This window comes from Yersinia sp. 2540 StPb PI (assembly GCF_052217165.1).
GTDB classification, from domain to species: domain Bacteria; phylum Pseudomonadota; class Gammaproteobacteria; order Enterobacterales; family Enterobacteriaceae; genus Yersinia; species Yersinia enterocolitica_E.
On the sequence record NZ_JAZGQC010000001.1, the window covers coordinates 983,471 to 1,000,356 of the forward strand.

The following is a 16,886-nucleotide window of genomic DNA, read 5'->3' on the forward strand; positions in this document are numbered from 1 at the left end:
TCTCCCCTCCCTTATTGTGGTTTAAGCATGGCGATCATGAAGTCTTTAGCACTCTCGACCTTGCCTTGTTGGATAGCAGCAGCCGGATCAACGTGCTTCGGACAAACTTCAGAACAGTAGCCAACGAAGGTACAGCTCCAAACACCATTTTTACCGTTAAGCTGTGGCATACGCTCTTTTTTACCGTGGTCACGGTTATCTAAATTGTAACGGTGCGCCAGGGTAATAGCTGCCGGGCCGATAAACTCAGGATTCAAGCCAAACTGCGGGCAAGCGGCATAGCACAAGCCACAGTTAATACAGCCGGAGAACTGATGGTATTTCGCCATCTGAGCCGGAGTCTGCTTATTCGGGCCGTCTTGCGGTTTCCGCTCGTTACCAATAATGTAAGGTTTGATAGCTTCCAGACTCTCAATAAAGTGAGTCATATCAACGACTAAATCACGTTCAATCGGGAAGTTACCCAGTGCTTCGACTTTCATTCCGCCAGTGTATTCGCGCAGGAAAGTCTTACAGGCAAGTTTTGGAACCTTATTGACCATCATGCCGCATGAGCCGCAAATCGCCATTCGGCAAGACCAGCGATAAGAGAGGTCCGGTGCCAGGTTATCTTTGATGTAGCCCAACGCGTCAAGCAGAGAGGTCTGCTCATCATAAGGTACTTCAAAGGTTTCGAAGTGAGGTTCGCTATCACATTCCGGGTTATAGCGCATGACCTCCATTTTCAGGAGTTTCATATCAGTCATTCGCCTGCTCCTTATCCTTCAAATCTTTTGCATCTTTCGCATCTTGTGCGGTGGCTTCGCCACCATAAACACGTTTTGCCGGTGCCAGCTTGGTAATCTTAACGTCGCTGTATTCAAGGCGTGGGGCGCCACCCGGAGTATGGAAGGCCAGCGTGTGTTTGAGGAAATTAACATCATCACGCTCGGTGCAGCCTTCATCCAGACGCTGATGCGCGCCACGGGATTCTTTACGGTTAAGTGCAGAGTGAGCCATACATTCAGCCACATCCAAGCCGTAACCCAGCTCAATGGTGTACAGCAAGTCAGTATTGAAAACACTGGAGGTATCGGTGATTTTCACGCGTTTGAAGCGCTCTTTCAACTCGGCCAGTTTATCCACCGTTTTCTGCATCAGTTCTGGTGTGCGGTAAATACCACAACCTTCTTCCATTGACAGACCCATCTCATCGCGGATTTTAGACCAATTCTCGGTCCCTTCCTGTTTCATGAGGTTACTTAGGCGGGTTTCCACATCACGGGTTTGTGCATCTAGCGCACTGCCATTTGCCGGGCCGGTTTCCATGGCACGCGCTGCTGCTTGTTCACCGGCAACACGACCAAATACCACTAACTCAGCCAGTGAGTTAGAGCCTAAGCGGTTAGCGCCATGTAAGCCAACAGAAGAACATTCACCTACCGCGAACAGCCCTTTGATACGGGTTTCGCACTGTTGGTTGGTTTCGATACCACCCATGGTGTAATGCGCAGTTGGGCGCACTGGGATGGGTTCTTTGACCGGGTCGACACCGACATAAGCTTTTGCCAGTTCACAGATGAACGGCAAGCGCTCAAGCAGTTTTTTCTCGCCCAAATGGCGCAGATCCAGATAGACCACATCACCACGTGGCGTGGCGATGGTGCGGCCAGCACGCCATTCATGCCAGAAGGCTTGCGAAACTTTATCGCGTGGGCCTAATTCCATGTATTTGTTTTTGGGTTCACCGAGTGGGGTTTCTGGTCCCATCCCATAATCCTGCAAATAACGGTAGCCGTCTTTATTGACCAGAATACCGCCTTCACCACGACAACCTTCGGTCATCAGGATGCCAGAACCTGGCAAGCCAGTTGGGTGATATTGCACAAATTCCATATCTCGCAGCGGAACGCCGTGGTGAAATGCCATCCCCATACCATCACCGGTAACAATACCACCGTTGGTGTTATAACGATAAACTCGGCCTGCGCCACCGGTCGCCATGATTACCGCGTTCGCACGAATTTGTACACGGGTGCCTTCCATCATATTCATGGCAACTACGCCGCGTGCCTGACCGTCATCGACCAGAATATCTAACACGAAATGCTCATCAAATCGTTGAATTTGTGGATATTTCAAAGATGTCTGGAACAGTGTGTGCAGCATATGGAAGCCGGTTTTATCGGCAGCAAACCAGGTGCGCTCAATTTTCATCCCACCAAAACGGCGAACGTTAACCGAGCCATCAGGTTTGCGGCTCCATGGGCAGCCCCAAATTTCTAGCTGTGCCATTTCTTGCGGGCAACTGTGGACAAAATGGTCAACAACATCTTGTTCGCATAGCCAGTCACCACCGGCTACCGTGTCGTGGAAATGATAGTCAAAGGTATCGTGGTCTTGTGTGACGGCGGCTGATCCCCCTTCGGCGGCCACAGTATGGCTACGCATCGGGTATACTTTCGAGATCAGAGCAATCTTCAGTTGGGGGTTGGCTTCCGCTGCGGCTATTGCTGCACGTAAACCAGCGCCTCCGGCCCCGATAATAGCAAGATCGGCGTTAAAGGTTTGCACTGCGCTTCTCCATTGTTCAAGTGAAATACCCTTCATACTTCAAGCTACATGTGCGTTGGCTGCTTTCATTCACCCGAATCATTGACTGGCGTCAACTCATCGGGACTCACTCAATTGCCGCCTTCCTGCAACTCGAATTATTTTGGGTATCTAATTAAAATATATATAATTTTAAATTATTATTAGGCTAACTTATTCGCCGTTAACCAGAATGATGGTATTAAGAATAGCTATTTCTTACTTTTTGTATGGGAATAATTATACCTAATGCTAAGTGCTATAAATTTGATGTGATCGATTGTTTTGTTTTATTTGAACCTACTCAGGGGCATTACTAGCAAAAACGTGATCCCAAACAGGATCTACTAGGCTAAAGTCTTTTTTGCAGCGTGAAATGCTGAATTCAAGTCAAAAATCGGGCTGATGAGTGACAGATTTGTCTGAGTGAGTAGATGCGAGTAGACTGCATCCCCTGTTTGATTTCGGAGTTAACCACCATGAGCGAAACGGCAAGCTGGCAGCCGATTGCACCTATCGCCAATTTGTTGAAACGCGCAGCAATAATGGCAGAGATCCGGCGCTTTTTTGCCGATCGTGGCGTATTAGAAGTTGAAACGCCAACCATGAGCCAAGCGACAGTGACGGACGTTCATTTAGTCCCATTCCAAACCCGGTTTGTTGGCCCGGGCGCTGCCGATGGTATGACGCTGTACATGATGACCAGCCCGGAATACCACATGAAGCGCTTGTTGGCGGCAGGCAGTGGATCTATCTATCAATTGGGGCGCAGTTTTCGCAATGAAGAAGCTGGCCGTCATCACAATCCTGAATTCACCATGCTGGAATGGTATCGCCCACATTATGATATGTATCGCTTAATGAATGAGGTTGATGACCTGTTGCAGCAAATACTGGATTGTAATAGCGCTGAAACCTTGTCTTATCAGCAAGCATTCCTGCGCCACTTAGACATTGATCCATTGTCGGCAGATAAAGCGCAATTGCGTGAAGCCGCGGCAAAACTGGATTTAAGTAATATTGCCGATACAGAAGAAGATCGCGATACGCTATTGCAGCTGCTGTTTACCGTTGGAGTCGAGCCACACATTGGCCGCGATAAACCCGCCTTTGTTTATCATTTCCCCGCGTCTCAAGCTTCACTGGCGGTGATCAGCACTGAAGATCACCGAGTAGCAGAACGTTTTGAGGTTTACTTCAAAGGTATTGAGTTAGCGAATGGTTTCCATGAACTGACTGATGGTGATGAACAACTGCAACGTTTTGAGCAAGATAATCGCATGCGAGCCAAACGGGGTTTACCGCAGAACCCAATCGATATGAACCTAATTGCCGCCTTGAAACAGGGCTTGCCGGATTGCTCAGGAGTGGCGTTAGGTGTTGATCGTCTGGTGATGCTGGCGCTGGGGGCGGAAAGGTTAGATGAGGTTATCGCATTCCCAGTAGGGCGTGCTTAATAACCCCTCGCCCTTGGCGCCGCAGCGGTGTTCGCTACGTTCACTAACACTGATGTAAGCTCATCGGGATTAATGAACTTGCTGCCGTGCTGCAACACCAATGACTTTGGGTAATATTCCTGATTATTGGGCCTGACTCTTCACAGAGTCAGGCCATTTCTCTATCGATACGTCAACTTAATTTACAAGCTACCCGGTGTGCGGCCACGCCCTGAAGTAATAGTGCGGCCAGCGCCACGCCCCAGTGTTTCCAGCCGAGCCTGGAAGGGTGGGAATGGCAGAGTAATGCCGTGCTCACGGTAACCGGCCAGAATCAACTGGTGGATCTCATGGCGCAGTGGCATACGATGGCCCATTTCGGCGGCGTAAATACGCAGTTCGAAAATCTGAATCCCTTGTTGAAGATCAACCAGATAGACCTCGGGTGGTGGGTTATCCAATACCAAGGTACAGCGGCGTGCAGCAGTAAGTAACACCTCAGTCACTTCCTCACTGCTGGTTTCAGCCGGAGCCGGTACTGTGAGTACCACACGGGTAATTGAATCCGACAGTGACCAGTTAATAAATTGCTCAGTAATAAATGCCTTATTCGGCACGATAATTTCTTTGCGATCCCAGTCAGAGATAGTTGTGGCACGGGTATTGATTTTGGTCACGCTACCGGTGAGATCACGTATGGTCACGGTATCGCCGATACGGATCGGTTTCTCGAACAAGATGATCAGACCAGAAACAAAGTTGGCAAAAATCTCCTGCAAACCGAACCCCAAACCTAAACCAAGTGCGGCAACCAACCATTGGAATTTCGCCCACTCGATCCCCAACATAGAGAAACCGAGCAAGCTGCCGAACAGGATCAACAGATATTTGGTGATGGTGGAGATGGCATAGCCCGTTCCCGGCGTCAGATCCAGATGCTGCAATAGCGCCAGTTCCAGTAGGGCAGGCAGGTTACGCACTAGCTGGGTAGTCACAACCATCACTAAAATAGCGATCAGCAGTGATCCCATGGTGATCGCCTGCACCGACTCAATACCGTTAATGGTGGATGACACATCCCACAGGCGAATATTTTCCAGAAAACCAAACGCTGAATGAATCTCAGACCACAATGCTATCACTGAAACCAAGGCGATCATCGTCAGGATCGATCGCACCAGACGCAGAGATTGGGCGCTGATCACATCCAGATCAATTACCGGTTCCTCAACATCAATGGACCCTTCGGTACTGTTATTGTGCGGCGTATCTTCTTCACCGCGGGCGCGCTGCGCCAGAATATCGGCTCGCCGCTGCTTAGCTCGGTCAAAAGCAATACGGCGGCGCTGAATCAGCATCCAACGGCGGATAATATGGTAAACCACCAACAAGAAGAACCAGATGGCAACCGAGGTTTCCAAACGCGCCAGTAGCGCCTGTGAGGTGGTGAGATAACCGAGCGCCGCGGCCAATGCCGCAATCAGTGGGGCAGATAGCAGTAGCCCCCATAACGCCACGTTAATGATGTTCTCGCCCGAGCCTTTTTTATCCAGATAGAGTGGAATACCGGCTCGTTTCAGGCTATTGGTCACCAGACTTAAGGCAACACACAGCAAAATAAAGCACAAGCGGCCCAGGGTGCCAGCGAATTCACGGTCGTTATAATTCTCGAATGTAATCAGTGCCATCATCAATGGGATAATCAACCACACTGACATGCGATAAAAACGCATTGCCCGCCCGACCTGCGCCGGTGACCAGCGGAAGTGGGTGATAAACAGGCCATGAGGATGGGCAAACGAGGCACTTATCATAAACAGCCACAGTACTGGCACGGTGGCAGTGACGGCATTACCAATGGCGATCGCCATCGGATATGACCAGGCGTTTTGCAGGCCATAGCCGAGCGCGGCCCACAATACCGGTAGCGGCAGCGCCATCAGAATTGACCAGAAAACGGTACGTAATGTCAGGGAGAAATGGTCTTGCGTAACCTTACCTACCCGGCTGCTAGCACGCTCCAGGAAGGCATGATAGTGGCGACGCAAGCTGATACTGAAACCGACAAACAGCAAGGCTGCGCTGATCGGTAGCAGTGTCTCCTGGCTGGTCATCATCATGACGAATGCGCCACTTAACTGCGAAAGTGTATCCAGCGACAGTAAGCGGGTCAGGTCATGGGCAACGTTAATCGGGTAAGACAGTGATATTGGGCTGACATCTGCGACCCAAAACAGATAACGGTGAGTGGCCTCGCGAACTTCACTTAGCGCATCCACCAACTGACTGTTGGCCACTTTCAACTTGGTTAATTCTAGAATCTGGGTGTCATAGCCGGACAGCAGAGAATTCAGCAATTCGCGCTGTGTGCGCCATTGAGCATCAAGGATCCGCTGCTGTTCGGTGGTGAGCGGTGTACCATCATTTTGCTTTAATTTGACATTTTGCTGCTGTAACTTCTCCAACATGTCTTCATATTGCAGACGTTGAACCCGCAACTGCGCCATATCACGATCCAGTTGCTGAGATTTCGGTACGTCAGGCAATCTTGCAACCTGTGCCCGCAGTGTTTCCCCCAGTGCGGTTGAAACGCCCAGCCACTGGGCCTGTTCACGAATAGTACTGAGAGCCTGCCGGACTTGTTGGGTCTGGGCTACCGCTTGCCGTTGTTGCGAAGAGATCAGATCAATGCGTTGCGCCTGTTGATTTAGCGCTTGAGATAGCTCGCGGTTGATTTGCAGTTGCTGGATGATTGACTCAGGTAAATCGCCCCCTTGTTCCGCCAGTAACTCGGTGCGCTCAAGTGCCTGTTCAGCCGCCTGCTGACGCTGGTTATTGAGATTATTACGTAAGGTTTGGAGCTGAGCATCAACCCGTTCTTGACGCTTTTTGTATAACTCGGCGCGCAGCCGTGACAGCTCTTGCCGGTTGTTGGCTGAGAGCTGAGAAAGCTCCAGTTCATTGGCTTTAGCCTTACGGGCCACGGCTTCTGCTTGTAGTAATGCAAACTGTGCCTGTGCGACCGGATTGGCGGGGTTACTTTGCGCCTGAAGGCGGGTGCTGATTTCAGTCAGAATTCGCCGAGCTTCTGATTGCTGCTGAGGCAACTGGCTGAGGGATTCACTGATTTCCCGCGCCCGATCCTGTTCTTGTTGCGACAGACGGCTTAATTCCAACAACTGGCTGCTGATTTGCAGCACTTGTTGTTCCAGTTCGGATGTAGACATGTTACTGGGTACGGGCAGGGGTTTATCCCCTTCTTGCGCCAGTTCCTGGCGTAACTCGCGGGTCAGTTTGGGGAAGTCATCAATGGCTTTTTGATACTGCTGGGCGCGGATATCAGACTCTTTTGCATCCGCCAGCCAGCTAAGAGCCGATTGCAGCGCCTGAACAATTTCGGTCTGATTTGGCATCCCTTTATTGGTTTCAGCCTGTTTCAGCTCTTGTCTGAGCTGATCTTCATTAGGCTGAGTTGCCGCATGCAACGGCAAAGACAGCAGCATGACAAATGACAGTAACAGGCCAAAAGAGAGTGATTTACCAAAAGATCGAGAAATTATTAGGCGCACGTAAGGGTTCCTTAACATCGATTACGTTTATACCCGTCATACTCCAAGCTGCATATGCATTGGCTGCTCTCGTTTACCCGAATCATTGACTAGTCTCAACTCATCGGGTTTATTCGCTTGCCGCCTTACTGCAACTCGAATTATTTAGGGTATAGCAGTAGGGACGGCTTCGGCTAATACTTCACCCATGCGGGTAACAGAACCACTGTTTAACTGTGGTGCTAAATAGACTTTACCTTCAGCAAACAGGTTAATCACTGTCGAGCCTAACTTAAAGCGGCCCATTTCTTGCCCTTTTTCCAGCACTACCGCGCCTTCAGTTCCTGCTTGCGGATAGGTCCATCGGCGAATCACACCTTCTCGTGGCGGGGTAATGGTGCCAGCCCAGACGGTTTCTATGCTGCCAACAATAGTGGCACCTACCAGAATTTGTGCCATCGGGCCAAAAGCGGTATCAAAGATGCAAATAACACGTTCATTACGTGCGAAGAGATTAGGCACATTGGCCGCAGTCAATGGATTGACCGAGAACAAATCACCTGGCACATAAATCATTTCGCGCAAGATACCGTCACACGGCATATGGACGCGATGGTAGTCACGTGGAGCCAGATAGGTGGTGACAAAATGGCCATTTTGGAACTCAGCAGCCAACATATAGTTACCGGCGAGTAGGGCTTCCAGCGTGTAGTTGTGGCCCTTTGCCTGCAAAATTTGCCCGTCATGAATTGCGCCTAACTGGCTAATAGCGCCGTCGGCAGGTTGGGCCAAGAGGTTTTCTTCCGTTACAACAGGGCGCACACCCGCGCGCAGTGGGCGCACAAAGAACTCATTAAACGAACGATAAGCAGAGAACTCAGGGTCCTGGGCTTCCTTCATATCAACATGGTAGTAGCGGGCAAATGCCTTGATCACCAGTTGGGTCAGCCAGCCACCTTGCTTATCTGCCCCCCAGCCTGCCAAACGAGTCAGGCCAAGTTTTGGGAGTAAATATTGTAATCTGATTTTGATACTGTCCAGCACGTAGACCTCTGGGTAAACGGTAAAATTAATGAGGGGGCGCATTATACTCGTCGCCCTTCAAGATACAGGGGTGTTGGCTGCCTTTACTCACACCAGTCACTTACTTGAGTAAGCTCCTGAGGCTTCGCTCAATTGCCGCCTACCTGCATCTTGAAGTCACTGGGTATATATCTTTCTGCGCCCACAGTTTTTAGCTAAAGCATGTTCAACAGGACTATTGAGACATCATTTCTCGTCGCTATCAGATGTCTTACGCGGCTTCGCCTGTTCCATACTTTCCAGGATTCGATGGTAATTATCGAAACGCTCTTCAGCGATTTTGCCTTGTTCTACCGCTTCGCGCAGTGCACAACCGGGATCGGTGGTATGGCTGCAATCACGGAATTTGCAATGGCCGAGATAATCACGGAATTCGACAAATCCTTGAGTGATTTGTTCCGGTGCCAGATGCCAGAGGCCAAATTCACGCACCCCCGGTGAGTCAATCACATCGCCGCCTTGCTGGAAGTGATATAAGCGGGCTGCGGTGGTGGTGTGCTGACCCAGACCTGAATTACCCGATACCGTATTCACCAGAATTTCGTTATCCGTTGGTGGTAACAGGGCATTCAGCAGGCTGGATTTACCCACGCCGGACTGACCGGCAAAGATACTGATGCGCCCGGCCAGTGCCTTTTCAAAGGCTTCCATCCCTTCACGGGTTTGACTTGAGACTTCCAGCACGTTGTAGCCAATGCGCCGGTAAATCTCCATCATGCCATCAACGAATTTACGGCCATCGGCATCCAGTAAATCGATTTTGTTCAACACAATTAACGGTTCGACTTCCAGTGTTTCACAGGCCACCAGATAGCGATCGATAATATTAAGAGAAAGTTCAGGTAAGATCGCCGAAACGATCACTATCTGATCGATATTTGCGGCGATCGGTTTCACGCCGTCGTACAGGTCAGGGCGTGTCAGCACGGATGTACGCTCATGTACGGCTTCGACAATGCCTTTAACCCGCACACCTTCCTGAGCTTGCAGGCCTGGACGCCAGACCACACGGTCACCGGTAACCAGTGATTTAATGGTACGGCGGATGTTACAACGGTGTTGAACACCATCGGTGGCTTCGACATCGGCGTGCTGACCGAAACGACTGATTACGATACCTTCTTGCGCATCGCCAAGCTGAGAGTCATCTAACTCAGGTTTTCTATCAGTGCGTAGCCGACGCTGATGGTTTGCCTGCACACGGCGTTGTTGACCTTTCGACAGTTTATTCTTACTCACTGCGCCTCACTTGAATCTGCATTAATACCCTTCATACTTGAAGCCGCTAGGGCCACTCGCTTCACTCCCCCGCATCGGTGTAATCTTATCGGGATTCGTTTGCTTGCTACCTACCTGCAACGCCAATTTCTTTGGGTATATCGCTGGTTGCGACCAAAAGGGCTATGATACACATTATTTTATCAATTAACCGTTTGTTCGGTAGTCTCACCCGCTAACAGGCAGGAAATATTATGGCAGAGAATCAAAATAATCTGATCTGGATCGATCTGGAAATGACCGGCCTTGATCCTGAGCGCGATCGGATCATTGAGATAGCCACTCTGGTCACCGATGCTAATCTCAATATTCTAGCCGAAGGCCCAGTATTGGCGGTTCATCAGTCAGATGAACAGCTTGGGCTTATGGATGAATGGAATGTGCGTACCCATACCGGCAGTGGTTTAGTGGAACGGGTTAAAGCCAGCCCATTTAGCGATAGTGATGCTGAATTACAAACCATTGAATTCTTGAAACAGTGGGTTCCAGCAGGCGCTTCACCTATCTGTGGTAACAGTGTCGGCCAAGACCGCCGCTTCCTGTTCCGTTATATGCCAGAGCTTGAAGCTTATTTCCACTACCGCTATCTGGATGTCAGCACGCTAAAAGAGCTGGCACGCCGCTGGAAACCAGAGATTCTGCCTGGTTTCAAAAAACAAAATACCCATCAAGCACTAGACGATATCCGTGAATCTGTGGCTGAGCTTGCCTATTACCGCGAGCATTTTATTCAATCTTAATCCCCTGCGGCCTTGAAGTAGCAGGGGTGTTAGCTGCACTCACTTACCCGAATCACTTACTTATGTAAGCTCATCGGGATGCGTTTGCTGGCTGCCTGGCTGCTACTCCAATGACTTTGGGGATTTGCTGCGGCCTTGAAGTAGCGGGGGTAGCTGCGTTTACACCCCTGCTGTTTCAATAACTTTGGGTATATACTTTGCCCGGCGCTGGTAAAAGCGCCACATTGCTGTTTTAATCGGCACTTGAACCAAAAAATGATTTTTTTGCTTTTAGGGGCTTGCGGCAAAACGGATTTCTCGTATAATGCGCACCCCGTACCGATGAAGAATTCGCAAACATGCGCAGACCGATTTAGTACGAGTTATGTGTAGAAAAAGTTGTAAAAAGTAAGACGGCACCAAGCGGGAATAGCTCAGTTGGTAGAGCACGACCTTGCCAAGGTCGGGGTCGCGAGTTCGAGTCTCGTTTCCCGCTCCAATCTTTAACCATAAAGATAGTGACCGGCAGTACAGCAGCTTTAGTTCAGAAGTCAGAAATATAAGTGATACGTTATTATGACGTATGGCAGCGACGCGGGAATAGCTCAGTTGGTAGAGCACGACCTTGCCAAGGTCGGGGTCGCGAGTTCGAGTCTCGTTTCCCGCTCCAAAATTTATTTCTGAATAAGCAGTAAATATCAAATGCTGTCACATACAGCAGGGTGCAAAAGCATCTCAATGCGGGAATAGCTCAGTTGGTAGAGCACGACCTTGCCAAGGTCGGGGTCGCGAGTTCGAGTCTCGTTTCCCGCTCCAAAATTTTTATTCAATTCTATTATTTTTATCCACAGCTACATAACGCGCCATGCCGCGTTGTACATACAATGTATTAACTTCGTCAACAGACTTATCCACAGATTCTGCTCTTTTTATATCCAGCTCATATTTTATCCACTGCGCAACCCTCTTTCATATCTCTTTGATTTAGCGATATATATTTTTCTGTGAAAACGTTATACCGATCACTTGCGCTTTTTTTCGCACTTGATTGCCAAGGTGTTTTTATTTTTATGCACAGGAAAACTCCGAGTTCATTCATTATAAAAATACATAAAAAAAAGCCATACTAAACAGCATATAGTTTCAGGTAAAGGGGGATATCAGGCATCCCGTGGTAGGCCTTTCTCAATAGCCCGCACCAGCCTTTTTTTCTGTGGCGATTGAACAGCCACAGTCAGTGTAGACCGTCTTTTCAATTGTTGTGAGATTGACCACTCAATATGTTCATCTAGCATTGGATCAATCCCGCGGCGCGCTTCCAGTGCCAATACGATACTGTCGAGATAGGGGGCATTGCCCAGTGCTACCGAGATATTACGTAGCCAGCGTAGGTGACCAATGCGGCGGATGGCGGAACCCTCCGTAACCCGCAAAAATTTCTCTTCATTCCAGGCAAATAAATCCAATAACTGTGGCGTGTGTAGCACGGCGCGTGGGCTGAAATCTTCCTCATCAGTTAATTGTGAGAAGCGGTTCCAGGGGCAGATAAGCTGACAATCATCACAGCCATAAATACGATTTCCCATTAGTGGACGAAATTCTTCTGGTATCGCCCCTTCAAGTTCAATGGTTAGGTAGGAGATACAGCGGCGAGCATCAACGGTATAGGGTGCAACGATAGCGCCGGTCGGGCAGGTGGTGATACAGGCAACGCAACGGCCACATTGCTCCTCTTGCGGCTTATCTATAGGCAGCGGCAGATCAATTAATAATTCGCCAAGAAAGAACCAGGAACCCGCATCACGATTTAAAATCAGTGAGTGCTTACCAACCCAGCCAATTCCTGCTTTTGCAGCCAATGACCGCTCCATAATGGGGGCAGAATCGACAAATGGGCGGAAATTGATGTCACCGTGAGCCTGCTCCAGACAGTAACTCTGAATCATATCGCCCAATCTTTTCAGCCGCTGGCGCAGCAATTTATGATAATCACGGCCCAGCGCATAGCGACTGACATAACCTAACTCAGCATTGTTCAATGTGCTGGCAAATGCAGCCTTGGCAGGGAGATAATTCATCCGCACGCTAATCACCCGTAAGGTTCCGGGTAATAATTCATGGGGCCGCGCGCGCAGCATACCGTGGCGAGCCATCCAGGCCATCTCGCCATGATATTGTTTATCAAGCCAAGTTTGTAACCGCGGTTCTTCCGCAGACAAATCCGTATCGCAGATACCGACTTGCTGGAAACCTAGCGATTGCCCCCATTGCTTGATATGTTGGGCTAATTGATTCAGATCGAGGGGGTGTGCCATGACGGACCATAGTAAGAAACAAATCGGTGTCAGCTTACCACACTCTGTTTTTTCTGCGGACTGGGTACGTCAGAACGAGGCTGTGGCCGCGGCACACTTTTCTCTAACGTTGTTTGATCTGATGGTCAGAGCGGGCGATGCGGCCTTTGAACTGGCGCGTAAACAGTACCCAGCGGCGCGTCACTGGTTGATATTGTGTGGCCACGGTAATAATGGTGGCGATGGTTATATCGTTGCGAATCGGGCATTAGCGGCTGGGCTGAATGTTACGCTTATTGCCTGCCCCGGCAATCGGCCATTACCCGCACAAGCGCATCAGGCGCAATCCCAATGGCTGGCGGCAGGTGGCATAATTCATCAACCTGAGACACCGTGGCCACAACATGTTGATTTGATTATTGATGCATTGTTGGGTATTGGCCTGCGAGCGGCACCGCAAGGCGCTTATGCTACGCTGATTGACACCGCGAATCGCCATCGGGCCGCAAAGATTGCCTTGGATATTCCTTCTGGACTCAGTGCCGATAGCGGTGCTGCTCCCGGATCTGTTATTCGCGCAGACCACACCCTGACTTTTGTCGCGCTGAAACCAGGTTTGCTCACCGGTCAGGCCCGTGATTGGGTGGGGCATTTACACTGCAATGACTTGGGGCTGACAGCATGGCTGCTCACTCAACCGCTACAAATTGAGCGAATGACCGCAGATCACCTACCGCAATGGCTACAGCCACGCCGCCCTTGTGCTCATAAAGGGGAACATGGCCGATTGTTGCTGGTGGGCGGAGATAAAGGGCTGGGAGGTGCGATTCGCATGGCTGGTGAAGCCGCTCTGCGCAGTGGGGCTGGCTTGGTGCGAGTGCTCACTCACATTGAGCATGTGGCACCGATTCTGGCGGCAAGGCCCGAGTTGATGGTACAAGAGTTAACGCCGGAAACTCTTGAGCAAGGTATTGGCTGGGCTGATGTCCTGGTTGTCGGCCCGGGGTTAGGGCAGTCCGATTGGGGCCGGAATGCTCTGAATTTATTGCAACAAAGTGATAAACCAGCATTATGGGACGCAGATGCGCTCAACTTGCTGGCATTAAATCCACATAGGCGTCAGAATCGGGTATTGACCCCACATCCAGGGGAAGCTGCTCGTCTGCTTGGTTGTCGCGTCGCTGATATTGAGAGTGACCGCTTACTTTCGGCCCGAAACATCGTTAAACAATATGGTGGTGTGGTGGTATTGAAAGGTGCTGGTACCCTGATTGCCAGTGAGCAGGGTGAGATGGCGATTGCTGATGTTGGTAATGCAGGGATGGCCTCCGGCGGCATGGGGGATATTCTGTCCGGTATTATTGGTAGTTTGATAGCACAAAAGCTGGTGCTGTATGATGCTGCCTGTGCAGGTTGTGTCGTGCATGGCGTTGCCGCAGACAAACTGGCTGAAGTTCAAGGCACCCGGGGTTTACTGGCAACAGATTTACTGCCAGTTATTCCGAAGTACGTTAATCCTGAGTTAGCAAGATAGATATCACAGAATGAAAGAACTCGTTTTACCTCTGCCTGATGAGGCAGCGACCGTTGCATTAGGGGCTAGTTTGGCCCATGCCTTCAATGGTGCTAGCGTTATTTATCTGTTCGGTGACTTAGGTGCCGGAAAAACAACTTTCAGCCGCGGCTTCCTTCAGGCCCTTGGCCACATTGGTCATGTTAAAAGCCCTACTTATACCTTGGTTGAACCTTATGCATTAACTCCAAGACCGGTTTACCATTTTGACCTATATCGTCTGGCGGATCCTGAGGAGCTGGAGTTTATGGGTATTCGTGATTATTTCGATGAGCGGGCAATTTGCCTGGTGGAATGGCCACAGCAAGGTGAGGGGTTCTTACCTCGGGCCGATATAGAGTTACATTTGGCGTATCAGGCTGAAGGGCGTGAAGCCCGTCTGGTTGCCCTTTCTGATGCGGGTGCGGATGTATTGCGCCGTTTAGCTGCTGTGCAAGGATAATTTGATAATGATGCATAGCTTGATGCTAATAAATCGCTGCCAACGATCGTTTACCGCAGTCATGCTGGTTATGGTGAGTTTATTAAGCCTACCTTCCGCCTTGGCTATGAAACTCACCGATATTAAGGTGAACAATGGCCCGACGGAAAGCCGGGTGACGCTCAGTTTTGATGGCAAACCGATTTATGCCTTTTTCTCGTTGAGTTCGCCTGAGCGAGTGGTGTTGGATGTCCGCCAAAGCGGTAATCTCTCTGGTTTGCCCTTGGAGTTCAGTGGACAGAATCTGCTGAAAAGAATTCGCTCCAGCACCCCGAAAGATGAGCAAAGCACCCGTCTGGTGCTGGAATTGACGCAAAAAGTTAAAACCCGCGCGGTGACACAGCAGTCGGGCAGTAACTACACGGTGGTCATTACCATGACCGCAGCCGCCCCTGCTCGTCAGGTACAAACCACGTTAAGCCCAAACAATACGTTAAGCTCAAACAATACGTTAAGTCCAAACAATACGTTAAGTCCAAACAGTAGACCACTCAGCCAAACCAATACCCCTAGCCCGAATGCTGGGCGTTTGACGCCGCCGGTCAATAACGTGAATACGGCACCGCGCGTGACCAGTTCAAACACCACATCGGAGGCTAAAAACCCGTTTAACAATAAGCCGACCGTGGTTGTCAGCAGTGATACCGTCACCACCAATACCGCCCGCCCGATTAAAGCCAGCCGTGTTGCTAATAGTGATCGTGTAGTGGTGGCAATCGATGCCGGTCACGGTGGGCAAGACCCAGGTGCAATCGGGCAAAATGGCCTGAAAGAGAAGAATGTCACGATTGCCATCGCCCGCCGACTTGAAGCATTGCTTAATAGCGACCCGATGTTTAAACCGGTTTTAACCCGCAATGGCGATTACTTCATTTCGGTGATGGGCCGTTCGGATGTGGCCCGTAAGCAGGGGGCTAACGTGCTGGTTTCTATTCATGCGGATGCGGCACCTAACCGCAGTGCTACTGGGGCTTCGGTCTGGGTTCTGTCAAATCGCCGTGCTAACAGTGAAATGGGTAACTGGCTGGAACAGCATGAGAAACAATCTGAATTGCTCGGTGGCGCAGGTGACGTGTTGGCGAATACCGCGTCAGACCCCTATTTGAGTCAGGCAGTATTGGATCTCCAATTCGGCCACTCCCAGCGGGTGGGCTATGACGTAGCGACCAAGGTGCTGCGTGAGCTACAAACAGTAGGTGACATTCATAAACGTCGGCCTGAACACGCCAGTCTTGGGGTGTTACGTTCACCGGATATTCCATCGTTATTAGTGGAAACCGGCTTTATCAGTAATAGTACGGAGGAGCGGCTGCTTGGCAGTAGCGCGTATCAGGAGAAGATTGCTCAGGCCATTTATAAAGGCTTGCGCAGTTATTTCCTTGCGCATCCGCTACAAGCCGACCCAAAGGTCGAAAACCGTCCGCTAATAGAAACAGCGGCGGTTGATTCTTCAGTACAGCGTTCAAGTGTTAATCAGCCAGAACCGATTGTCAGCAATGCGCAAAGCGGCAGAGTCTCTGCCGTCAAGCCTGTGGCGACAGGGAAAAGCCAAATCCATAAAGTACAACGTGGTGAAACCTTATCCGGCATTGCGAGCCAATACGGTGTCAGCATGGCGCTATTGCGACAAAACAATACGCTGAAAAATGATGTGGTGTGGGTGGGTCAGCGTTTGAAAGTGCCGGCATCGGGCAGCACGGTAAAGGCTGCGGCACCAAAAACCCAAACAATTGCTAAAAACAAAACAGTAAAACATCAGGTAAAACGGGGTGATACGCTATCAGCCATTGCGGCCAGATATGGCGTGTCGATGAGTGAGATTGAGCGGGCGAACAAGATAAAGTCAGGTAATGTCCAGCTAGGGCAAACCCTCACGATCCCACAATCGTAAGCGAAAGGAACT

Annotated in this window: 11 protein-coding genes and 3 tRNA genes; 8 read left to right on the forward strand and 6 right to left on the reverse strand. The window is 50.2% G+C overall.

Annotated elements, in window-relative coordinates:
* Positions 1–11: 11 nt before the first annotated feature.
* Both V1956_RS04425 and frdA read right to left on the reverse strand, forming a co-directional pair.
* Positions 12–746: a succinate dehydrogenase/fumarate reductase iron-sulfur subunit gene (locus V1956_RS04425; RefSeq protein ID WP_372557816.1), complete on the reverse strand. Its 735-nt coding sequence runs from the start codon at positions 744–746 to the stop codon at positions 12–14.
* On the reverse strand, positions 739–2,553 hold the full coding sequence (frdA, locus tag V1956_RS04430; protein WP_372557817.1) for a fumarate reductase (quinol) flavoprotein subunit: 1,815 nt from the start codon (positions 2,551–2,553) through the stop codon (positions 739–741). The genes V1956_RS04425 and frdA overlap by 8 nt, the downstream gene beginning before the upstream one ends.
* Before the next feature lie 497 nt (positions 2,554–3,050).
* On the opposite strand from frdA, the gene epmA reads away from it, so the two are divergent.
* On the forward strand, positions 3,051–4,028 hold the full coding sequence (gene epmA, locus V1956_RS04435) for an elongation factor P--(R)-beta-lysine ligase (RefSeq protein ID WP_372557818.1): 978 nt from the start codon (positions 3,051–3,053) through the stop codon (positions 4,026–4,028).
* Positions 4,029–4,210: 182 nt separating this feature from the next.
* Here epmA and mscM read toward each other — a convergent pair whose 3' ends face one another.
* The 3 genes from mscM to rsgA all read right to left on the reverse strand — a co-directional run bounded on the left by mscM (position 4,211) and on the right by rsgA (position 9,877).
* Positions 4,211–7,594 (reverse strand): miniconductance mechanosensitive channel MscM, encoded by a 3,384-nt coding sequence (gene mscM, locus V1956_RS04440; protein ID WP_372557819.1) that lies wholly within the window; start codon positions 7,592–7,594, stop codon positions 4,211–4,213.
* Between the two features lie 126 nt (positions 7,595–7,720).
* Positions 7,721–8,599: an archaetidylserine decarboxylase gene (asd, locus tag V1956_RS04445; protein WP_442825780.1), complete on the reverse strand. Its 879-nt coding sequence runs from the start codon at positions 8,597–8,599 to the stop codon at positions 7,721–7,723.
* A 225-nt stretch (positions 8,600–8,824) separates the two neighbouring features.
* Positions 8,825–9,877 (reverse strand): small ribosomal subunit biogenesis GTPase RsgA, encoded by a 1,053-nt coding sequence (gene rsgA / locus V1956_RS04450; protein ID WP_005187493.1) that lies wholly within the window; start codon positions 9,875–9,877, stop codon positions 8,825–8,827.
* 233 nt (positions 9,878–10,110) lie between these two features.
* On the opposite strand from rsgA, the gene orn reads away from it, so the two are divergent.
* The 4 genes from orn (at position 10,111) to V1956_RS04470 (ending at position 11,451) form a co-directional block, all read left to right on the forward strand.
* Positions 10,111–10,656, forward strand: a complete 546-nt coding sequence (orn, locus tag V1956_RS04455) for an oligoribonuclease (protein WP_005187496.1) — start codon at positions 10,111–10,113, stop codon at positions 10,654–10,656.
* 402 nt (positions 10,657–11,058) lie between these two features.
* A tRNA-Gly gene (locus tag V1956_RS04460) sits at positions 11,059–11,134 on the forward strand.
* 95 nt (positions 11,135–11,229) lie between these two features.
* Positions 11,230–11,305 (forward strand) — tRNA-Gly (locus V1956_RS04465).
* Positions 11,306–11,375: 70 nt separating this feature from the next.
* A tRNA-Gly gene (locus V1956_RS04470) sits at positions 11,376–11,451 on the forward strand.
* 344 nt (positions 11,452–11,795) lie between these two features.
* On the opposite strand, the gene queG is transcribed toward V1956_RS04470, so the two are convergent.
* The gene (gene queG, locus V1956_RS04475) at positions 11,796–12,950 is read right to left on the reverse strand and encodes a tRNA epoxyqueuosine(34) reductase QueG (RefSeq protein ID WP_372557820.1); all 1,155 of its coding nucleotides are present in this window, start codon (positions 12,948–12,950) and stop codon (positions 11,796–11,798) included.
* Between queG and nnr the strand changes: the two genes are divergently transcribed.
* The 3 genes from nnr to amiB all read left to right on the forward strand — a co-directional run bounded on the left by nnr (position 12,949) and on the right by amiB (position 16,874).
* Positions 12,949–14,463: a bifunctional ADP-dependent NAD(P)H-hydrate dehydratase/NAD(P)H-hydrate epimerase gene (gene nnr / locus V1956_RS04480; protein WP_372557821.1), complete on the forward strand. Its 1,515-nt coding sequence runs from the start codon at positions 12,949–12,951 to the stop codon at positions 14,461–14,463. The genes queG and nnr overlap by 2 nt on opposite strands.
* 10 nt (positions 14,464–14,473) lie before the next feature.
* The gene (tsaE, locus tag V1956_RS04485) at positions 14,474–14,944 is read left to right on the forward strand and encodes a tRNA (adenosine(37)-N6)-threonylcarbamoyltransferase complex ATPase subunit type 1 TsaE (protein ID WP_083160981.1); all 471 of its coding nucleotides are present in this window, start codon (positions 14,474–14,476) and stop codon (positions 14,942–14,944) included.
* Between the two features lie 61 nt (positions 14,945–15,005).
* Positions 15,006–16,874: an N-acetylmuramoyl-L-alanine amidase AmiB gene (gene amiB / locus V1956_RS04490; protein WP_420074212.1), complete on the forward strand. Its 1,869-nt coding sequence runs from the start codon at positions 15,006–15,008 to the stop codon at positions 16,872–16,874.
* The last annotated feature ends 12 nt before the right edge of the window (positions 16,875–16,886 follow it).